This is a genomic window from Bacillus cereus group sp. MG4 (assembly GCF_040460055.1).
GTDB lineage: Bacteria > Bacillota > Bacilli > Bacillales > Bacillaceae_G > Bacillus_A > Bacillus_A wiedmannii.
The window spans coordinates 655,432-673,228 of sequence record NZ_JARVGZ010000001.1; the positions used below are offsets into that span (position 1 = coordinate 655,432).

The following is a 17,797-nucleotide window of genomic DNA, read 5'->3' on the forward strand; positions in this document are numbered from 1 at the left end:
GTGGCATTGAAATATCCTATACATACCTTAAATTTTGTTGTATAGAGAGATAAAAGGATTTTTAAAGATAAAAATAGAAATCTATATAAAAATATATACAAATGGTAGGGATGTTATGAAAATTGGTAAGTTTGGAGAAGTAAATAACATAAGTATTGATACAATTAGACATTACATGGATCTCGGCCTCATTATTCCTGAAAAAAAGGGCGGTCACAATTTTTTTGACGAGTATTGTCAAATAGATTTAGAGCTTATATTACATTACAAAGAGCTAGGTTTTAGCTTGAATGAAATTAAAGAACTATTTTTTTATAAAAATTTAGCGAAATCTATGAATTACAAAAAAGATACTTTTTACCAATCTTTATTTAAATTGAAATATGACCAGATGGAACAGGAAATAGAACTTTTGGAGAAGAGACGGGATAAATTAAAGGAAGTGTTACATGATTTATTATTAACAAATGAAACTTCGAATTCAATTATAGGGATAGATTTAAGCGTACTTCATTTGCTTACATGTTCTATTTGTAGCAAAAAACTAATTCTTCAAGATGGAATTATTACTAACAATCAAATTACTGAGGGGAGGTTACTTTGTAATTGTGGTGAAGAATACATTATTACTTCAGGAATTATAACTGCTGGTAAATCATTTAAATTAAATGAGCAAACGTCACTTGAAGATACTATTTCGGATTATATTCATGAAACTGATAATGCGTATTTGGAAAATATGCATAGGGAAGGGGAATGGGCGAAAAAGAAACTAATACATTTAAATTTAAATAACAAATTAATACTAGATTTAGGATCGGGACTTGGATTCTTTTTGAGAAACATTTATGAAGAACTTCCCGAAGATTGCCTATACATTGCAGTGGATCGAGATTTAAATAAACTTTTATTTTTAAAAGATGTATTAGCGAGAAGAAATCCGAAAAGAAACATTCTCTTTATCTGTGCTGATTTTTTGAATATCCCTATTCAGAATCAGTCAGTTGATATTGTAATTGATCATTCTGGTACGAGCAATTATAGTTTTGAGCATGAGGATTTTTTACTTCGCGAATTAAATCCACTTTTTAAAACGGATTGTTATTTAGTAAGTTTATTTATTTTATTTAAAAGTTTCAGCTCAAATAGCCAAATTACAAATAACTTTCGAGAAAATTTTACACTTTCAAAAGTAACGAAAGAAATCCAAAATCTACACTTTCAATCCATCGATGAAAGTACTTCAAATTATTTGAAACGAGGAGGAAAGTACGAGGATTTCTTTGTTCAAGGAGAAGAAATTTATACATATTCATTTTTCGGAAAAAGATGGGGTTAACCCCATCTTTTATTTATTTTCCCTGAAAACTTTTCAAATAGTACATATTGCTATTGGGTTGACCCAAGAACTTACAATGTACGTAACACAAAATTAGGCAGGGGGAAAAGTGATGGGAAGTTTACGATTACATATAGAAAATAAAAAAAGAAACCAAGAACTAAGAAATATTTGTTTATATTCAATTGCAAAAACAGTATCAATATTCGGTAGCTCTATGTATAGTTTCGCGCTAGGATTATATGTTTTACAAATAACTGGATCTGCGTTAAATTTCGCGATTACGCTCATATTAGGAACGATTCCAATGATTGTTTTGAATCCCTTTGCTGGTGTAATTGCTGATAAGGTTGATAAAAAGAAACTAGTTATTTGTATGGATTTACTAAGTGGATGCTTATTAATAGCTGTTTATATATTAAGCAGCTATTATGGATTAAACTTATTAATCATTTATACTACAACCTTTCTTATGACAGTGTTTACAACCTTTTTTGGAATAGGATTAGAGGCTGCAAAACCAAATATCGTCTCTAAAGAGAGGCTTATGAGTATTAATTCTATAAGTAAAATTATCGATTCTGTATCTTTAATTCTCGGCCCTATGTTAGGGGGCATCGTTTTTTCAATATTTAATATTAAGACTTTTATAGTTATAAATGGTATTTCTTTTATTCTTTCAGGGATAGCATTACTATTTATTCATTTTAGACTGTTCGAGTACAACATAAATGAGGGAAATTCAAAAAGAGGAGTTAATTTTATTAAAGATATAAAAGAGGGGTTTTCTTACTTACTTGAAAAGGAAAGCTTAAAGAATACGTTTCATATTTTAATTTCGTTTAATTTCTTCTTAGGTTTTGCTGTAACTGTTCCATTGCCATACATTATTAACACAGTACTCAATCTTGGTTCTAAGCAATTTGGTATCATTCAAGGGACTTTTCCAGTAGGGATGATAATTGGTGCAATTGTAGTAAAAAAGATAACTGATCGTTTTTCTTACTCTTATCTTTTGAAAAAACTAAGTTCTATGTTGTCAGTTTGTATGATTATTTTAGGGATTCCAGTTTTATTCAAAAGTTTTGAAGTGAATGATTTAGTATTCGTTATTACGTATTGTGTTGTTATGATCTTTTTAGGGCTTATTATAGCGCTAATTGATATTCCTTTAATTTATTTCATGCAAAATGAGATTCCCGATGAATACAGGGGAAGGGTTCTCAGCATTGGATTAAGTATAGGTAAAATGATGCTCCCTATAGCAATGGCACTATCCGGTCTATTATTAAATTATATCCCAGCGTACACCATTCCAATTGTAGGGGGATTCTTATATTTAATAGTAATTAAAGTTTCATCAAATCGTTTCATGTTAGAGGTTCATTCGAAAGATTATAGTGCTTAGTAGATTCTTAGATTATTTATAGAATGGATACTGCTACCTCTTTCAAGCTAAGAAAAGCAAATACTATAAAACGAAATTTATGGTTTGTTAATTCCTATAGGCCTATTCTTTGTATTTGTTTTTGACTATATTCCGCAATCTGATGATTACTTACAGAATAAGTACGGTGAACAATTTACGGTGTATAAACAGAAAACAAAAAAACTAATACCGTTTATTTGGTAAATCCGTTTCATAAATTATAAAAAGCACAGGATTATTATCCTGCGCTTTTTTATCGAAATTCAGCTGTTTTTCTAATAACAATCTTATCAATATCATCTTCTTCATCACCATTAAATAACCCGCGTTCTTTTAAATACGCCTCAAAATATAAATCTGCTTCTGCACGTTCATCATATGGTTTTACAGATAGAACGAAACCTAATTTGTTTTGTTCCTCTAAATGAGAAGTGGAGATGTAGGCCGGTACATTGTGGCGTAAAAAGAGTTCTTTAACCGGAATAATCATATCTTTCATTAATTTTGTTAACATACCCATTTCAAACTCGAAATTAAAGCGATCTATGCTACATAAATCAGCGAATACTACACCGATAAAACCTGTATTAAATACTTCTTGATATTCTACTTCTTCATTACCGTAAAAATTTTTTTCGATTAAATAATTTATAAAGTAAGCAACACCATCACTTTGTTCAAATGGTTTCGTTGAAAGAACAAAGCCGATTTTCTTTTGTTTATGTAAATACACACATGACATGTATGCTGAAATGTTATGCTCTTTAAATAGAGAACTTGTTGCTCCAGAGAGGCCATCAAGTACGTGATGAACAATTTGAAGTTTTTTACGAGCGAAATAATATGATTTCTTTTGTAACTCCAATGTATCAATAAAGACAGAACCGATAAAGCCTGTATTTGAAATAATAGGTGTTTGCTTTTTTCTTCCTCTGTGCTTTGCTTGAGCCATTGTAAAAATCATCCCTTCATGTACAATTAAAGTAAAAAGAACGTTTGTTCGTATATTTATATTTTACTATTAAAACGCTCTAAAGTAAAGGGTTTTTGATGAAAAAATAACAAAAAAGACACCTATAAAAGGTGCCTTAAACGCTGTAGGGAAGAGGGTTCATCCCAATTATTTATATTATGATACAGAAACGATCTCTTCTGCATCTTCTACATCTAAATGACAGTCCATAGTACGAACATCTTGATCTTCATGACTTCCGAAATAAATAGTAATTTTCATATGTATCGCTCCTTTATTCTAGGAATACCTAAAATAATTACTAGTAATGTTACTGTTTATTATATACCACTTTTTTCATTCCGACAACGTTATATCATTTTTAATTCTTTTAGGGCAAAAAGAGTAATGTATAGAGATATTTTTATAGAAATAGATACATTTCTTATGTGTTATATTTAATACTGAAGGATTTGAATGCAAATTTTTATGAACGGAGAAAAATGAATGAACTATAAACAGTTATTAATAGATAATTTTATATATAAAATTTCATATATTGCGCGTCAGGTACATGGAATGGATGTAAAAGAAACGAAGGATTACATTGCTGTCGACTGTGGTTTACCAGCAGATACATTTAATATCATTACGCTACTTAATAGTAATGTAACGGAAGGGATCGAGAAATTATATAAGGAGGTAGAATGCTTTAATCAAAAGAAATTTCCAATGAGTGTTTGGTTTTGGGATGATAGGCACGAGCGGACTATAAAAAGCGAATTAATAAAACTTGGCTTAAAAGAAGCAGAACAAAATATCGCGATGGTAGCAGACTTAAAAACAATTCATCCAACAATAAACATGCCAGAAGGTTTTACGATACAAAAATCATCTTCGTCAGGACAAATTAAAAAGTTTGGGGAAACATTAGCTAATCTATTTGGTACATCAGAGGAAGGTACACATGTACAAGCGTTCTACAATGAAACTGCTTCTTTCGATTTATGGAATAGTGAACAAATGAAACTGTACTTAGGAATTTATAAAGAAGAAGTCGTATCGGTTGGTTCATTAGTATGTACAAAAGATAGTATTGGTATTTATGATATAGCAACTAAAGAAGAAATGAGAGGGCGAGGATTTGGCTCCACTATGTTTAATTACTTGCTGCAAGAAGCAAAAGAATTAAAAGTTGCTCAATGCGTATTACAAGCTTCACCTGATGGCATTAATATTTATAAAAAGGCTGGTTTTCAATCTGTAGGACAAATGACTGTTTTTGAAAATCGACATTTAATGGAATAAATCATCCAAGTCAAATTGCTTTCATGTAGGAGTTAAAACATCATTATGAAAAAGATATATATCGTTACAATCATTTGCACCTTTATAGTAATAGGTACTTTTGTTTTTCATAAAGCAAATGAACTTAAGTACACGAAAGCTATTAATCAATTAAATCATATAAAAAACATTGCACATAGAGGCGCTTCTGCGTATGCGCCGGAACATACAATAGCAGCTTATAAATTAGGACAACAATTGAAAGGAGATTATATAGAAATTGATCTCCAAATGACAAAAGACGGACATTTAGTAGCTATGCATGATGAAACAGTAAACCGCACTACAAACGGTACGGGGCTAGTTAAGGAACATACATTAGAAGAAATAAAGCAACTAAATGTAGGTTCTTTTTTTAATGAAAAGCATCCAAGTTTAGCGAAGAAAGAATTTGAAGGTGCTAAAGTTCCAACACTAGAAGAAATTATTGAAACGTTTGGGCATAATGCTAATTATTACATTGAAACAAAATCGCCAGATGAATATCCTGGTATGGAAGAAAAGCTATTAGAAATTATAAAGCACTACGAAATAAGTGATAAAGTTATTATTCAATCATTTAGTGAAGCAAGTCTACAAAAGATTCATAGTATAGATGTTAATATACCTCTAGTACAATTAATACCTTACAAAAAGGCAGCTCAATTAACTGAATTAGAGATGAAAAAGTATAAAACATACTGTATCGGTCTTGGGATGAACTATAAATATATTGATTCAGCTTATGTAAAGAAAATACAGAAATACGGTTTAGAAGTTCATCCATTTACTGTAGATAATGAAACAGATATGAAAAAGTTACTTTTATGGGGCGTTGACGGGATGTTTACGAATTACCCAGATCGTTTACATTCATTATTACAACCTTAAACTATAATGGTGTAATTATCACTGAATCAATAATACAAGTACCCACAAGTATACAAAGATAGTTTGTCATCCAAATGGTAACATCATTGAATACATATAGCCGATATTGAAATGAAATCCGAAAAAGAATCCAATATTTTTATTGGATTCTTTTTATTTAGCTCTAAGTGACGAACTTAAAGCAATATGAATTTGAATTTTTTAATAAAATATTACATTGAGTATGATTTTTTGTAATTACCATCAGAAAGTAACGAAATTGTAATGAATTTTAACTACGCTTTTTATATTTTTTTGATACACTGGCTACGAGAGGAATACCGATTAATGTAGGTAAAAACCAAAACCATATAGGCGGCAATAAATTAATTATGGGAATATGAATACCGACGTTTACTAAAAGTGCGGTAACGGCACCAATATAAGAACCTAACATACCTCTAATATGGTGATGGAGCCAATTTTTCCAACGTTTTTTTCGTGCGAGGTATCCATATATCGCAAATGAATAAGAGAAAATTGCTACATAAAATAAATATGCGATTTTATCCCAGTTTATAATGGATAATATAATTGCAGTAACGGTGATAACAACATAGGATGCATGATATATTTCACCCCATTCCGTATGTTTTCCTTTCTTCTTTTGAGCAACCATCGCTACAATACCGGTGATTAAACATATCGTTCCAAATAATATGTGAATGGTTAAAAGGATGTTAAAAATGCTCATAATAATTCCTCCTTCTTTATTTTTATAGTATTGCAGTATAGGAGGAAAGTTGAAACATATTGTTTATTCGCCTTAATATATCGAAGTAAAGGTACTCCTAGAACAAATTTAAACGGACAAATTTTTCTTGAATTTAGCGAGACACGTATTACGTGAAAAGAAGGAGAGACTTCCATGTTTACATCTATTACATATTTACAATCTGGGAATGAGAAGCAACAAAAAGTGTATGATGTTTTGAATAAACTTAACATTATGGAGGATTTAACTTTGTATAGTCCGGTTCTTTGCGGGACAATTCCTATTAGAATTGATACTCTTCAATCTGACTTAGATATAGTAATGGAAGTACATAACTTTGATGTTTTTGAACAGGAAATGAAATCTTTATACGGTTCTTATAAAGGATTCAAAATAAAAAAGAAAAAAATTAAAACTACAGAATCGATAAAGGTAAATTTTGAATTTGAAGGTTTTAAATTTGAATTATTTGCTCAGCCTAAGCCAGTACGTAACCAAAATGCATATAGACATATGATAGTAGAGCACATGCTATTAATACAGCATCCCCATATAAGGGAAGAAATTCTTCGCTTAAAAGAGAACGGTTTAAAAACAGAACCTGCTTTTGCTCAAGTATTAAATATTGACGGAGATCCTTATGACGAACTTATTTTATTGGGACAAGAAATGAGATTGTGGTAAATATGATACACAAAAACTCCTCTATAAATAAAAGAGGAGTTTTTGTTATGCCATCAGTTTACGGATTAATTCACTCAACAATTTAATTCCGCTAGTCATTTGCTCTGGAGAAGCATATCCATATGATAAACGAATGTACCGATCTGATTCTTCTTCATATATACGTCCTGGGTTTAAAAGAATTCCTTTTGATAGCGCCTCTGAAAATAATTTCTTCATCGGAATGTTAGGTACAATCTTTAGCCATATAAATAATCCACCACTAGGAATATCCCACGATGCAACATCTGCGCAGTACTTATTTAAAGCTCGTATCATGAATTGTCTTCGTTCTTTTAATTGAATTCTTACGTTTGCAACATGTTCTTCATAAAAACCTTTATTTATCCATTCAGCAGCAACTCTTTGAGATAAAGAGCTCGATCCATAGTCTGTTTGCATTTTTATATCTGACAATCTATCAATAACTGGTTCGGGTCCAATGATCCATCCAATTCTAAGTCCTGGGCTAAGTGTTTTAGAAAGACTACCAACATATAATACATGTCCGTGTTTATCTATCGACTTTAAAGGAGCTGGAGGTGGTTCATCAATCCATCTGCCATAAGTTCATCTAGCGCAGTTATTACAGTACTTCGATTTACATGAAATAATTTGGCTAACTGCCGTTGACTAGGAATCTTACTTCCAATAGGCCATTCTCCATTTTCAATTTTTTCTTTCATATAGTCTACTATCTGCCGATACTTAGGCAGTTTTTTATTAGTTGTCACAAAAAAACTCCCTCGTTCACTTTATAAATGCAAAGTGGTTGGTTTTTACAATAATTAACTGGTTGAAGACATTGTATCAACTATTAAATATGATGAAAAGAAATAATTGGTAATTATAAAGTGGTTGGTTTGAAGGGGGAGAAAAAAACATGAATTATAAAAAATGGGACTTTCGGATTGTTTGTGCGCATGCTTTTACGATTTTAATATGGGGGACTGCTTTTCCGGCAATTCGTATGGGGCTCGAATCTTATACACCTGAGCACCTTACTTTACTACGTTTATTAATCGCTTCATTTATTCTTCTGTTGTTTTCCTTTATATACAAGTTACGGCTGCCGGATTTAAAGGATATCCCAGTAATTTTTATATTTGGTGCTTTAGGGTTTACTATTTATCACATTGCATTAAACTACGGCGAAAAAACAGTAAATGCTGGATCTGCAAGTTTAATTGTTTCAGTCACACCTATAGTAACGGCTATTTTTGCATCTGTTTTTTTTGAATGAAAAAATGAAATTAAATGGTTGGATCGGTGGTGTAATTAGTTTTATAGGAATTGCTTTCATATCATTTAGTCAAGGAGATGCTATTCAATTGAATAGTGGAGGATTACTTAATTTATTAGCAGCGATTTCAGAAAGCTTATTTTTCGTTTTCCAAACTTCTTACTTGAAAAAGTATGGCTTCTTGCCATTTACAATATATACAATTTTATCTAGCACTGTATGTATGCTTATTTTCTCGCCAGGAGTGTATACAGAAATACTAGCAGCTCCTCTTGAAGTGAATTTGAGCGTTATATATTTAGGTTTATTTCCAACAGTACTCCCATATATCGCATTGGCATATATCATATCTCATTCTGGTGCTGCTGAGGCAACAAGTTCTCTATATTTAACTCCAGTAACTGCATGTTTCGTTGCTTGGATATGGTTAGGAGAAGTTCCAACTGTTGTTTCAATCATTGGCGGGGGGATTACTATACTTGGAATTGTGATTGTTCATATACCAGTATTAAGAAAAGAAAAACACAGAAATCTAGCAAATAATTAATCAGTATAATGTAATTCAAAAATAATTTTATGATACTTTTTTATATAGTTTCTTTCTTATGTTGATAAATATAATATTTTGTATTTCAGTTAAATATTGTATGTTACATTTTATGTAGTAAGCATTTTAAAAGGAGATGACAACATAATGAATGGAAAAAGAAAAGTTTTTACATGTATTTCTATTATAGGAATCGGGCTAGCTAGTTTTTCTAATTCTAGTTTTGCAGCAAATGTAACGGACAATTCAGTACAAAATTCTATCCCCGTAATTAATCAACAAGTAGCGATCGCAAAAGAAATGAAACCATTTCCCCAGCAAGTTAATTATGGAGGTGTTATAAAACCTAATCATGTTACACAGGAAAGCTTAAATGCTTCTGTGATAAATTACTACGATAATTGGAAAAAGAAATATTTAAAAAATGATTTATCTTCTTTACCTGGTGGTTATTATGTAAAAGGAGAAATTACCGGTGATGCTGATGGGTTTAAGCCACTTGGAACTTCAGAAGGTCAAGGATATGGGATGGTAATTACTGTATTAATGGCTGGTTATGATTCGAATGCCCAAAAAATCTATGATGGTTTATTTAAAACAGCAAGGGCTTTTAAAAGCTCTCAAAATCCTAATTTAATGGGGTGGGTTGTAGCAGATAGTAAAAAAGCACAGGGACATTTTGATTCTGCCACTGATGGAGATTTAGATATTGCGTATTCCCTTCTTCTTGCTCATAAGCAGTGGGGATCAAATGGATCGGTTAATTATTTGAAAGAAGCACAAGACATGATTACAAAAGGTATTAAAGCTAGTAATGTTACAAATAATAACCGACTAAATTTAGGAGATTGGGATTCTAAAAGTTCACTTAATACAAGGCCATCAGATTGGATGATGTCACACCTTAGAGCATTTTATGAATTTACAGGTGATAAAACTTGGCTTACTGTTATTAATAACTTGTACGATGTTTATACACAATTTAGCAATAAATACTCTCCAAATACGGGGCTCATTTCAGATTTTGTTGTGAAAAATCCACCACAACCAGCACCTAAAGATTTCTTAAATGAGTCACAGTATACAAATGCATACTATTACAATGCTAGTCGGGTATCATTAAGGATTGTAATGGACTATGCGATGTATGGAGAGAAAAGAAGTAAAGTTATCTCTGACAAAGTCTCTTCATGGATTCAAAATAAGACGAATGGAAATCCTTCTAAAATAGTGGATGGTTATCAATTAAATGGATCAAATATAGGTAGTTATCCAACTGCTGTATTTGTGTCACCGTTTATTGCTGCAAGTACAACGAAAAGCGATAATCAAAAGTGGGTAAATAGTGGATGGGATTGGATGAAGAATAAGAAAGAAAGCTACTTTAGTGATAGTTATAATTTATTAACTATGCTATTTATTACGGGAAATTGGTGGAAGCCTGTACCTGATGATAAAAAAACACAAAATCTAATAAATGATGAAATGTATGAAGGATACGATAAATAATCGAATTTGAGAATAGTTACCTAGAAAAAGGAATTAGCATATGCTAGTTCCTTTTTTATATCTTGTAAAACACTATCCATTTTAAATTTTGCATAGATATACTTGCTTTTTTCATATAAATAGCTATTGATAAATCTATTTTTTATGAGGGGAGAGTATTTCTTGGAAAAAGTATTATTTTTCGGAGACCCAGGTATTGATGACTCGTTTGCCATTATGTATGGTTTACTGCATCCTGAAATTGAAATTGTCGGCATTGTAACTGGATATGGAAATGTTGAACATATACATGCTGCGCATAATGCAGCTTATATTTTACAGTTAGCAAATAGACAAGACATTCCTGTGATTAGCGGTGCAACAAAACCACTTACAGAAGAAATCACAACATATTATCCTGAAATTCATGGACCAGAAGGATTAGGCCCTATTCATGTGCCAGAAAGTGTATTGTCTATCCCGATATACAATTTTGGTAGTATTGCTTCGATTCTTGTAAAGTACGCAAAGGATTTAACAATTGTCGATGTAGGAAGATCTACCTCGTTACCGATTGCTTTTAATTTATGGAATGATTTAATGCTAAATGTAAAAAGAATATATTTCATGGGTGGTGTCTTTTTAGAAGTAGGAAACGTTACCCCATTAGCAGAGGCAAATGTGTATGGAGATCCTATTGCAAGTAAAATTGTTTTTCAGCAAGCAAAGAATTTATTAATATTTCCTTTAAATGTAACAAACAAAGCCGTGTTAACACCAAATGTATTTAACTATATCCAAGCTAATTCAAAGAATCCATTCCATACGATAATGAAACCAATATATGATTACTATTTTTCTGCATACCAAAAACTTAATCCATCTATCGAAGGGCCTTTGCTTCATGATGTGGTTGCTATAAGTGGATTAGTAAATCCAAGTTTTTTTGAATTTGTGCATCGTACAGTGAATGTAGATACATACGGAGATACGAAAGGACAAACATTTGCTGATTTTCGACATAGTTCTATATCAGAAGGAGCCAGTATAGCTTTAGAAATAGATGAAGAAAAATTTATTCAAGATTTTATTAAAACTATGTTATAAGTCGCTGTCGAAACAGGGAATTATTTTACTATGTTGAATATATACATACATTCTCTTTATAAAGGAGCTTAAAATATTGAATGTCCAGTTAAAGGTTGTTACGAGAGATAATTGGGAAGATGCTTTAAAGTTACAAGTTAAAGAAAATCAGACGAAATTTGTGCCAGCTGTAGCAGTTTCACTAGCTAAAGTGTATATAAAACCAGATGGTGACAATGTAGAGTACATACCATTTGCGATATACGACGGCAATCTAATGGTTGGTTTTATTATGCATGCTGTTGTAAAAGAAACAACTGATATGTATTGGATAAATGGATTTATTATTGATCAAAAGCAGCAAGGTAATGGTTTTGGAAAAGCGGCATTACAAGAAAGTATTTCCTTAATAAAAAATACATGTAAGGCGTGTAAAGAAATTAGATTAACAGTACATAAAGATAATATCTCTGCAAAGAAACTATATGAATGTTACGGTTTTCAACAATTGGGACATGAATATAATGGTGAGCAAGTATATCGTTTGTTCGTTTAAGTATTACGAAGTAAAGATGTGAAATGAAAGATGCAATTAAATGACTGGGAGGAATTGCGATTGAAAAATAAATTTCATCATATTGTACGAGCTGTTATGATAAAGGATAAAAAATTGTTAGTGGCTGAATATATTGGCCATCATTATTTTTTACCAGGTGGTCATGTTGAAGTTGGCGAATCAGCTGAGAATGCATTAATAAGAGAACTACGAGAAGAACTCGGAGTAAACTGTAGTATAAAATACTTTTTAGGAGTCATAGAAAACCAATGGGAAGACCGAGAAGTTATTCATCATGAAATCAATCACATTTTTGAAGTAGATTCGCAAGAGTTACATATTGATTTCATACCAAAATCTAAAGAATCGCATTTAGCATTTCACTGGATAGATTATAATCAAGAAGCTTTACATACGTATAAAATCATGCCAGTTCCTTCAGTTAAAGAGTTACTAGAAAGAAAATTAAGTGATGAACTAGTAAACTGTTGGATTAGTAATTTTTAAACACCTCTATTTTTAAAAAATTCGTCCACCGAAAGGAGATTAAGAAAATAGGCTGAAAAACAAGGTACATCACCTAGTGTAAGTTCATATTTTGTTGATGTACGCATTTAGTCTATAGTCTTATTTCTACTTTGTTTGCAAAAATATATAAACTTTAACATTGGGACGGAATTTATTTTTATAAATGGAGGGTTTCGTATGAATCAGTTTCAACAAGAACTACAATCATTAAACCTTAATGATTATCAATCTGGTAATGTTGTGTATTGGGATCAACTGCAACAAAATCAATATCCATACTATTACATTCAAGATGACGCGCGTCGTTGCGGCGGATGCGGAGGTTGTGGTGGACGCTGTGGTGGATGTGGTGGCGGAAGATGCGGAGGTTGTGGTGGACGTTGTGGTGGACGTTGTGTAGGCTGCGCTGGATGTTTCGGTTGTTTTAACTGCTGGAACTGGTGGATCATTTAAGTATAGAAAATCAATAATATTCCACATGAAAGAAAGGTGTAAATACTATTTTATACTTTTCTTTCATGCTGTAATTTTTTATTCGTTTTAAGGGGGATTTATTTGTATACATACGATAAGTTAATTTCTTGGGTAGAAAATATAAAAGAAGAAAATCATAGTTCTGCTACAACACTGTGCATTATAAAAGATAACAAAATCGTACTAGAGCATTATAGTGGCCATCATTCAAATACATCTACAAGTAAAAAAGTAACAGCATCTTCACAATTCAACGTTGCTTCTGCAAGAAAAAGTTATTTAGGTTTAATGGTAGCATATGCGCTTTACGAGGGGGAAATAAACTCTATTGATGAGGAAGCGATAAAGTATTTTAAAGACTTTAATCCTGTATTACTTGGTAAAACAACGATAAGACATTTAGTAACACATTCGCACGGTTTAGGAGAAACGCACGACGGGACAATTTTTCGTGAATTTGAACCTGGACAAGCGTGGGCGTATAGAGATATTAATGTAAGAATGATGACACGTCTTATTTATCAGCTCTATAACAAAAGTTTTCCTGAATTGTTAAAGGAGCGTGTATTTGATTTAGCTAACTTCCAAGAAACAGGTTGGAGAATTCAGCAAGATGAAAACTTAGTTAAAGTTGTTAATAATCCAAGTGAAGACGCAATTAATGAAATTGGTACAGTAGATGATGGTACTGAAAAAAATCTATTTGTCTCAGCTAGAGAATTTGCGCAGTGGGGCAATCTTCATTTAAATCAAGGTGTGATAAACGGAAAACAAATTGTTCCAAAAGAAGTTATAAAAATTGCTACGAGTTTGCAAAGTCCAACATTTACAAACAATGAACTACCACAAAACGGGTTGTTTTGGTTTGTTCAAAATGAACCTGCGCTTTTAAGTGAACTTGGTGAACGTGTTCCAAAAGGGTCGTATCAAATATTAGGGATTACTGGACCGACTATTTTAGTAATACCTGAATATAATGTAGTTGTTGCAAAAATGTATAATAAAAGATATAACTACGGCGGTGATAATTACTTATATTATTTACGTGAATTTAGTAATTTAGTCGCTGATACATTTAGTAACGGTAATAGGGCATAATTACTTCTATAACAAAAAGGAGTGATTTAAAGTGAAAGATGAAGTGAGCAAAAATAAAAAGCAAAATATAAAAGATGTAAATACAGAGCAAAATGCAATTTATAGTGATCCTAAAGATGCTGCTAATATGCAAACGGTACCGCAGCCGAAGGATTTTGATGAAATTGAATATTAATTTTTCATTCATCGGACTATATGATGAATGAAAAATACATCTTAAGTCCCATCACATAACAAAAATCTTTTGGTATCATATATACATAAGCATTTGAAAATGTCTTATCTTAACAAAGCTTTCTTTAAGTAAATCTAATATAACCTGCAAAAAGACACTTCATTATGAAGTGTCTTTTTGTGTATATGAACTTAATTTCCATTTTTCACACAGTATCTTGCATTTTATGATGGTTATACTAACTGTGAAAATTCATGTCAAGATAAAAAAAGGGGACAGTTAGTATGAAACAAACTTCTATAAATCCGTTAATAATTGTTCTAGGTACAATTATTGTTCAAATTGGCCTTGGAACAATTTATACATGGAGTTTATTTAATCAACCCCTTGTTAGTAAGTTTGGATGGAATCTCAATTCCGTAGCGATAACTTTCTCCATAACAAGTTTTTCATTATCATTCTCAACCTTATTTGCAGGAAAGTTGCAGCAAAAATTAGGACTTCGTAAACTCATCGCTACTGCAGGGATTGTTCTGGGACTCGGTTTAATACTTAGTTCACAAGTTTCTTCCTTACCATTACTATATTTATTAGCTGGTGTCGTTGTTGGTTATGCAGATGGAACTGCTAATATTACATCACTATCTAATTTAATTAAATGGTTTCCAAATCGAAAAGGACTTATTTCTGGCATATCTGTTTCGGCATATGGAATGGGCAGCTTAATCTTTAGATATATAAACGGAAGTCTTATCGATAGTCTTGGTGTATCACAAGCATTTCTATATTGGGGTATCATCGTTTTACTTTTAGTATTAACCGGATCGTTCTTCTTACGTGAAGCAATAGTGAGTAATACTGTAACTGAGACATTACACAATGATTATACGCCTCGTGAAATGATGCGAACGAAACAAGTATATCTTTTATTTTTTATGTTATTCACATCGTGTATGGGCGGTCTATATTTAATCGGTATGGTAAAAGATATTGGGGTACAGCTCGTTGGACTTAGTGCAGCAACTGCAGCTAACGCCGTTGCAATGATTGCAATTTTTAATACGGTAGGTAGAATTGTTCTTGGAACGTTATCAGATAAAATTGGCCGAATGAAAATTGTCTCTGCAACGTTTATTATTATTGGATTGTCAGTCTTTACTTTAAGTTTCATTCCACTAAATTACGGGATTTATTTCGCTTGTGTAGCAAGTGTTGCCTTTTGCTTTGGTGGTAATATCACAATCTTCCCAGCCATTGTTGGAGATTTCTTCGGATTAAAAAACCATAGTACAAATTACGGGATTGTATATCAAGGTTTCGGATTTGGTGCACTTGCAGGAGCGTTCATTGGAGCGTTACTGGGTGGATTTCAACCGACCTTTATTATAATCGGTGTTTTAAGCGTTATTTCCTTCATTATTTCGATATTAATTCGTCCACCAAAAGCAGAAAACAAAAAAGAAACACGACATTTATATCGGAAAGTAGCTTAATTCTGAAAAAGAGTCCTAATAAAGGGCTCTTTTTATATTACAAAATATTTGATTTCCCCTTTTTAATAAATGTGTAGGAAGAAAAGAGTTACTTAATTCAAAATGAAATGATTTGAAAAGTAATAAAGTGATTTATTTCTCAACAAACTAAGTAGCAGATTAGTAAAATATTCATATTGTTTTATAAAGGTACTGAAATCATGTTATAAAACTACATTAACCACCTTTGTTATTAGATAGGCAATTCATTTGTATACCATTATTTTATTATAAAGGTAGTTGGCTTTTATTGGTTACAACTATAATTTCTTCTTTTATTGCATTCACTTCAACAAATATTGATGATATTTTTATACTTCTTGTTTTATTTTCACAAGTAAGGACAGAAGTAATTAAGAAAGAAGGTAGAAATGTCCGAGAAAAAACTAAGATGAAAGAACTTTATATTGTTATTGGACAATATTTAGGATTTAGTTTAATTGTTTTTCTGAGCATCATTGGTTCTTTAAGCTCTTTTTTCATTCCTGTTTCGTGGATCGGATTATTAGGATTCGTACCAATTTATATGGGAGTGAAAGGAATATTGTCGCTTCGTTCTTATAAAAGGAATGAAGTCATTGATAACGTTTCTGGTTCAATATTTAAAGTAGCTTCGATTACATTAGCTAATGGAGCTGATAATATTTCAATTTATATACCGATGTTCGCTAGTCAAAATCTTAAAACAAATATTGTTACATTAATTATCTTTTTTTGCATGATAGCAATATGGTGTTTTATTAGCTACAAATTGATAAGAGCTCCTATTTTAGCTAAAGTACTTGAGAGAAATTGTCATATTATCGTTCCAATCGTTCTAATTGGTTTAGGAGTGTTCATTCTTTTTCGCAGTGATACAATTCGATTATTCTACTAAGGTGTGAACTTACGGAAGTTTTAATTAATAAGAATCGAACAACATAAATATTTTCGATAATTACATTTCTTTAGATTAATTTGATTCTATACAGTGTATAAAAGTCTTATTACAGATGAAATGTAGTAGGGCTTTTATTTATTTTAGTGAAATGAAACAGTGCCCTACGACTATTAAGTTAGACAGGATATTACGATTATTAAATTGAATAGATACTTTAAAAGGAGCGTGATAATTAAAATGAAAATAGTAAAACAATGGGTCCAAGAAGATAGTAATTACATAAGAGAAAAAGTAATTGAATATAACCAAAAACATATTTCAGATGAAGACAAAAAGCCTTCAGAAAAAATTAGTTTTATAGTGAGAAATGAAAAGGAAGAAATTGTAGGCGTAATAACTGCAATTACATTTTGGCACCACGTACATGTTGATTTCCTTTGGGTTTCTGAAGAGTATAGACACGAAGGCTACGGAAGCAAGTTAATAAAACTTATTGAAGAATTTGCAATTGAAAATGAGTGTAGGCTAATCAATTTAGATACTTTTAGCTTTCAAGCTCCTGATTTTTATAAAAAGCATGGATATAAAGTGATTGGAGTAAGTGAAGATCATCCGAAAGGACATAATCATTACTATTTAGAAAAACGTTTATAAAGTGTATATAGAATTAACGTTAGTATTTTGAATACAAATTTATCCTTTTGGATTATGCATTTAAAGGAGAATCTTGAGTGAATTCATATTTAGAGGCACTTCTAAAGCAAGAAAAGGTCGAA

At 31.5% G+C, this 17,797-nt stretch carries 17 protein-coding genes and 3 pseudogenes; 17 read left to right on the plus strand and 3 right to left on the minus strand.

Annotated features, from left to right (window positions below; genetic code table 11):
- Nucleotides 1–115 precede the first annotated feature (115 nt).
- The 3 genes and pseudogenes from QCI41_RS03320 to QCI41_RS30630 all read left to right on the plus strand — a co-directional run.
- Nucleotides 116–1,339: a methyltransferase domain-containing protein gene (locus QCI41_RS03320; protein ID WP_353838346.1), complete on the plus strand. Its 1,224-nt coding sequence runs from the start codon at nt 116–118 to the stop codon at nt 1,337–1,339.
- A 112-nt stretch (nt 1,340–1,451) separates the two neighbouring features.
- Nucleotides 1,452–2,747, plus strand: coding sequence for an MFS transporter (locus QCI41_RS03325; protein ID WP_353838345.1), 1,296 nt, complete (start codon nt 1,452–1,454; stop codon nt 2,745–2,747).
- Nucleotides 2,748–2,816: 69 nt separating this feature from the next.
- A pseudogene (locus QCI41_RS30630) lies at nt 2,817–2,972 on the plus strand (methyltransferase family protein); the annotation flags it as partial.
- Nucleotides 2,973–3,021: 49 nt separating this feature from the next.
- On the opposite strand, the gene QCI41_RS03330 reads toward QCI41_RS30630, so the two are convergent.
- A complete protein-coding gene (locus QCI41_RS03330; protein ID WP_353838344.1) occupies nt 3,022–3,720 on the minus strand; it encodes a hypothetical protein in 699 nt (232 codons plus the stop codon).
- A 507-nt stretch (nt 3,721–4,227) separates the two neighbouring features.
- Here QCI41_RS03330 and QCI41_RS03335 point away from each other — a divergent pair.
- Together QCI41_RS03335 and QCI41_RS03340 are read left to right on the plus strand one after the other, a co-directional pair.
- Complete coding sequence (locus tag QCI41_RS03335; RefSeq protein ID WP_353838343.1) at nt 4,228–5,028, plus strand: GNAT family N-acetyltransferase; 801 nt, start codon at nt 4,228–4,230, stop codon at nt 5,026–5,028.
- Between the two features lie 45 nt (nt 5,029–5,073).
- Nucleotides 5,074–5,937 carry a glycerophosphodiester phosphodiesterase gene (locus QCI41_RS03340; protein ID WP_353838342.1) on the plus strand — a complete coding sequence of 288 codons (864 nt, stop codon included), beginning with the start codon at nt 5,074–5,076 and terminating at the stop codon, nt 5,935–5,937.
- A 271-nt stretch (nt 5,938–6,208) separates the two neighbouring features.
- On the opposite strand, the gene QCI41_RS03345 is transcribed toward QCI41_RS03340, so the two are convergent.
- Nucleotides 6,209–6,670: a DUF2306 domain-containing protein gene (locus QCI41_RS03345; protein WP_097917004.1), complete on the minus strand. Its 462-nt coding sequence runs from the start codon at nt 6,668–6,670 to the stop codon at nt 6,209–6,211.
- A gap of 174 nt (nt 6,671–6,844) precedes the next feature.
- Between QCI41_RS03345 and QCI41_RS03350 the strand changes: the two genes are divergently transcribed.
- Nucleotides 6,845–7,375 (plus strand): DUF4269 domain-containing protein, encoded by a 531-nt coding sequence (locus QCI41_RS03350; protein WP_353838341.1) that lies wholly within the window; start codon nt 6,845–6,847, stop codon nt 7,373–7,375.
- 45 nt (nt 7,376–7,420) lie between these two features.
- Here the strand turns inward: QCI41_RS03350 and QCI41_RS03355 are convergent.
- Nucleotides 7,421–8,148 (minus strand): annotated as a pseudogene (locus tag QCI41_RS03355) (aminotransferase class I/II-fold pyridoxal phosphate-dependent enzyme).
- Nucleotides 8,149–8,297: 149 nt separating this feature from the next.
- Between QCI41_RS03355 and QCI41_RS03365 the strand changes: the two are divergent.
- The 11 genes and pseudogenes from QCI41_RS03365 (at nt 8,298) to QCI41_RS03415 (ending at nt 17,675) form a co-directional block, all read left to right on the plus strand.
- Nucleotides 8,298–9,204: pseudogene (locus QCI41_RS03365) on the plus strand (DMT family transporter).
- Between the two features lie 147 nt (nt 9,205–9,351).
- A complete protein-coding gene (locus tag QCI41_RS03370) occupies nt 9,352–10,713 on the plus strand; it encodes a family 8 glycosyl hydrolase (protein WP_353838340.1) in 1,362 nt (453 codons plus the stop codon).
- A gap of 162 nt (nt 10,714–10,875) precedes the next feature.
- Entirely contained in the window at nt 10,876–11,799 is a 924-nt protein-coding gene (locus tag QCI41_RS03375; RefSeq protein ID WP_353838339.1) for a nucleoside hydrolase, read from the plus strand.
- A gap of 76 nt (nt 11,800–11,875) precedes the next feature.
- Nucleotides 11,876–12,334 (plus strand): GNAT family N-acetyltransferase, encoded by a 459-nt coding sequence (locus QCI41_RS03380; RefSeq protein WP_353838338.1) that lies wholly within the window; start codon nt 11,876–11,878, stop codon nt 12,332–12,334.
- A gap of 60 nt (nt 12,335–12,394) precedes the next feature.
- A complete protein-coding gene (locus QCI41_RS03385; protein ID WP_353838337.1) occupies nt 12,395–12,841 on the plus strand; it encodes an NUDIX domain-containing protein in 447 nt (148 codons plus the stop codon).
- 198 nt (nt 12,842–13,039) lie between these two features.
- The gene (locus tag QCI41_RS03390) at nt 13,040–13,315 is read left to right on the plus strand and encodes a heterocycloanthracin/sonorensin family bacteriocin (protein WP_353838336.1); all 276 of its coding nucleotides are present in this window, start codon (nt 13,040–13,042) and stop codon (nt 13,313–13,315) included.
- 102 nt (nt 13,316–13,417) lie between these two features.
- Nucleotides 13,418–14,434 carry a serine hydrolase domain-containing protein gene (locus tag QCI41_RS03395; protein ID WP_353838335.1) on the plus strand — a complete coding sequence of 339 codons (1,017 nt, stop codon included), beginning with the start codon at nt 13,418–13,420 and terminating at the stop codon, nt 14,432–14,434.
- A gap of 31 nt (nt 14,435–14,465) precedes the next feature.
- Nucleotides 14,466–14,609 (plus strand): hypothetical protein, encoded by a 144-nt coding sequence (locus QCI41_RS03400; protein ID WP_353838333.1) that lies wholly within the window; start codon nt 14,466–14,468, stop codon nt 14,607–14,609.
- 284 nt (nt 14,610–14,893) lie between these two features.
- Nucleotides 14,894–16,102 carry an L-lactate MFS transporter gene (locus QCI41_RS03405; RefSeq protein ID WP_353838332.1) on the plus strand — a complete coding sequence of 403 codons (1,209 nt, stop codon included), beginning with the start codon at nt 14,894–14,896 and terminating at the stop codon, nt 16,100–16,102.
- A 289-nt stretch (nt 16,103–16,391) separates the two neighbouring features.
- Nucleotides 16,392–17,018, plus strand: coding sequence for a cadmium resistance transporter (locus tag QCI41_RS03410; protein ID WP_353838331.1), 627 nt, complete (start codon nt 16,392–16,394; stop codon nt 17,016–17,018).
- A 240-nt stretch (nt 17,019–17,258) separates the two neighbouring features.
- The gene (locus QCI41_RS03415) at nt 17,259–17,675 is read left to right on the plus strand and encodes a GNAT family N-acetyltransferase (protein ID WP_353838329.1); all 417 of its coding nucleotides are present in this window, start codon (nt 17,259–17,261) and stop codon (nt 17,673–17,675) included.
- The last annotated feature ends 122 nt before the right edge of the window (nt 17,676–17,797 follow it).

What these genes read in the sequence shown, in the direction of transcription:
- QCI41_RS03320 (WP_353838346.1), top strand. Translation starts at nt 116, where the DNA reads ATGAAAATTGGTAAGTTTGGAGAAGTAAATAACATAAGTATTGATACA.
- QCI41_RS03325 (WP_353838345.1), top strand. Translation starts at nt 1,452, where the DNA reads ATGGGAAGTTTACGATTACATATAGAAAATAAAAAAAGAAACCAAGAA.
- QCI41_RS03330 (WP_353838344.1), bottom strand. Translation starts at nt 3,720, where the DNA reads ATGGCTCAAGCAAAGCACAGAGGAAGAAAAAAGCAAACACCTATTATT.
- QCI41_RS03335 (WP_353838343.1), top strand. Translation starts at nt 4,228, where the DNA reads ATGAACTATAAACAGTTATTAATAGATAATTTTATATATAAAATTTCA.
- QCI41_RS03340 (WP_353838342.1), top strand. Translation starts at nt 5,074, where the DNA reads ATGAAAAAGATATATATCGTTACAATCATTTGCACCTTTATAGTAATA.
- QCI41_RS03345 (WP_097917004.1), bottom strand. Translation starts at nt 6,670, where the DNA reads ATGAGCATTTTTAACATCCTTTTAACCATTCACATATTATTTGGAACG.
- QCI41_RS03350 (WP_353838341.1), top strand. Translation starts at nt 6,845, where the DNA reads ATGTTTACATCTATTACATATTTACAATCTGGGAATGAGAAGCAACAA.
- QCI41_RS03370 (WP_353838340.1), top strand. Translation starts at nt 9,352, where the DNA reads ATGAATGGAAAAAGAAAAGTTTTTACATGTATTTCTATTATAGGAATC.
- QCI41_RS03390 (WP_353838336.1), top strand. Translation starts at nt 13,040, where the DNA reads ATGAATCAGTTTCAACAAGAACTACAATCATTAAACCTTAATGATTAT.
- QCI41_RS03405 (WP_353838332.1), top strand. Translation starts at nt 14,894, where the DNA reads ATGAAACAAACTTCTATAAATCCGTTAATAATTGTTCTAGGTACAATT.
- QCI41_RS03415 (WP_353838329.1), top strand. Translation starts at nt 17,259, where the DNA reads ATGAAAATAGTAAAACAATGGGTCCAAGAAGATAGTAATTACATAAGA.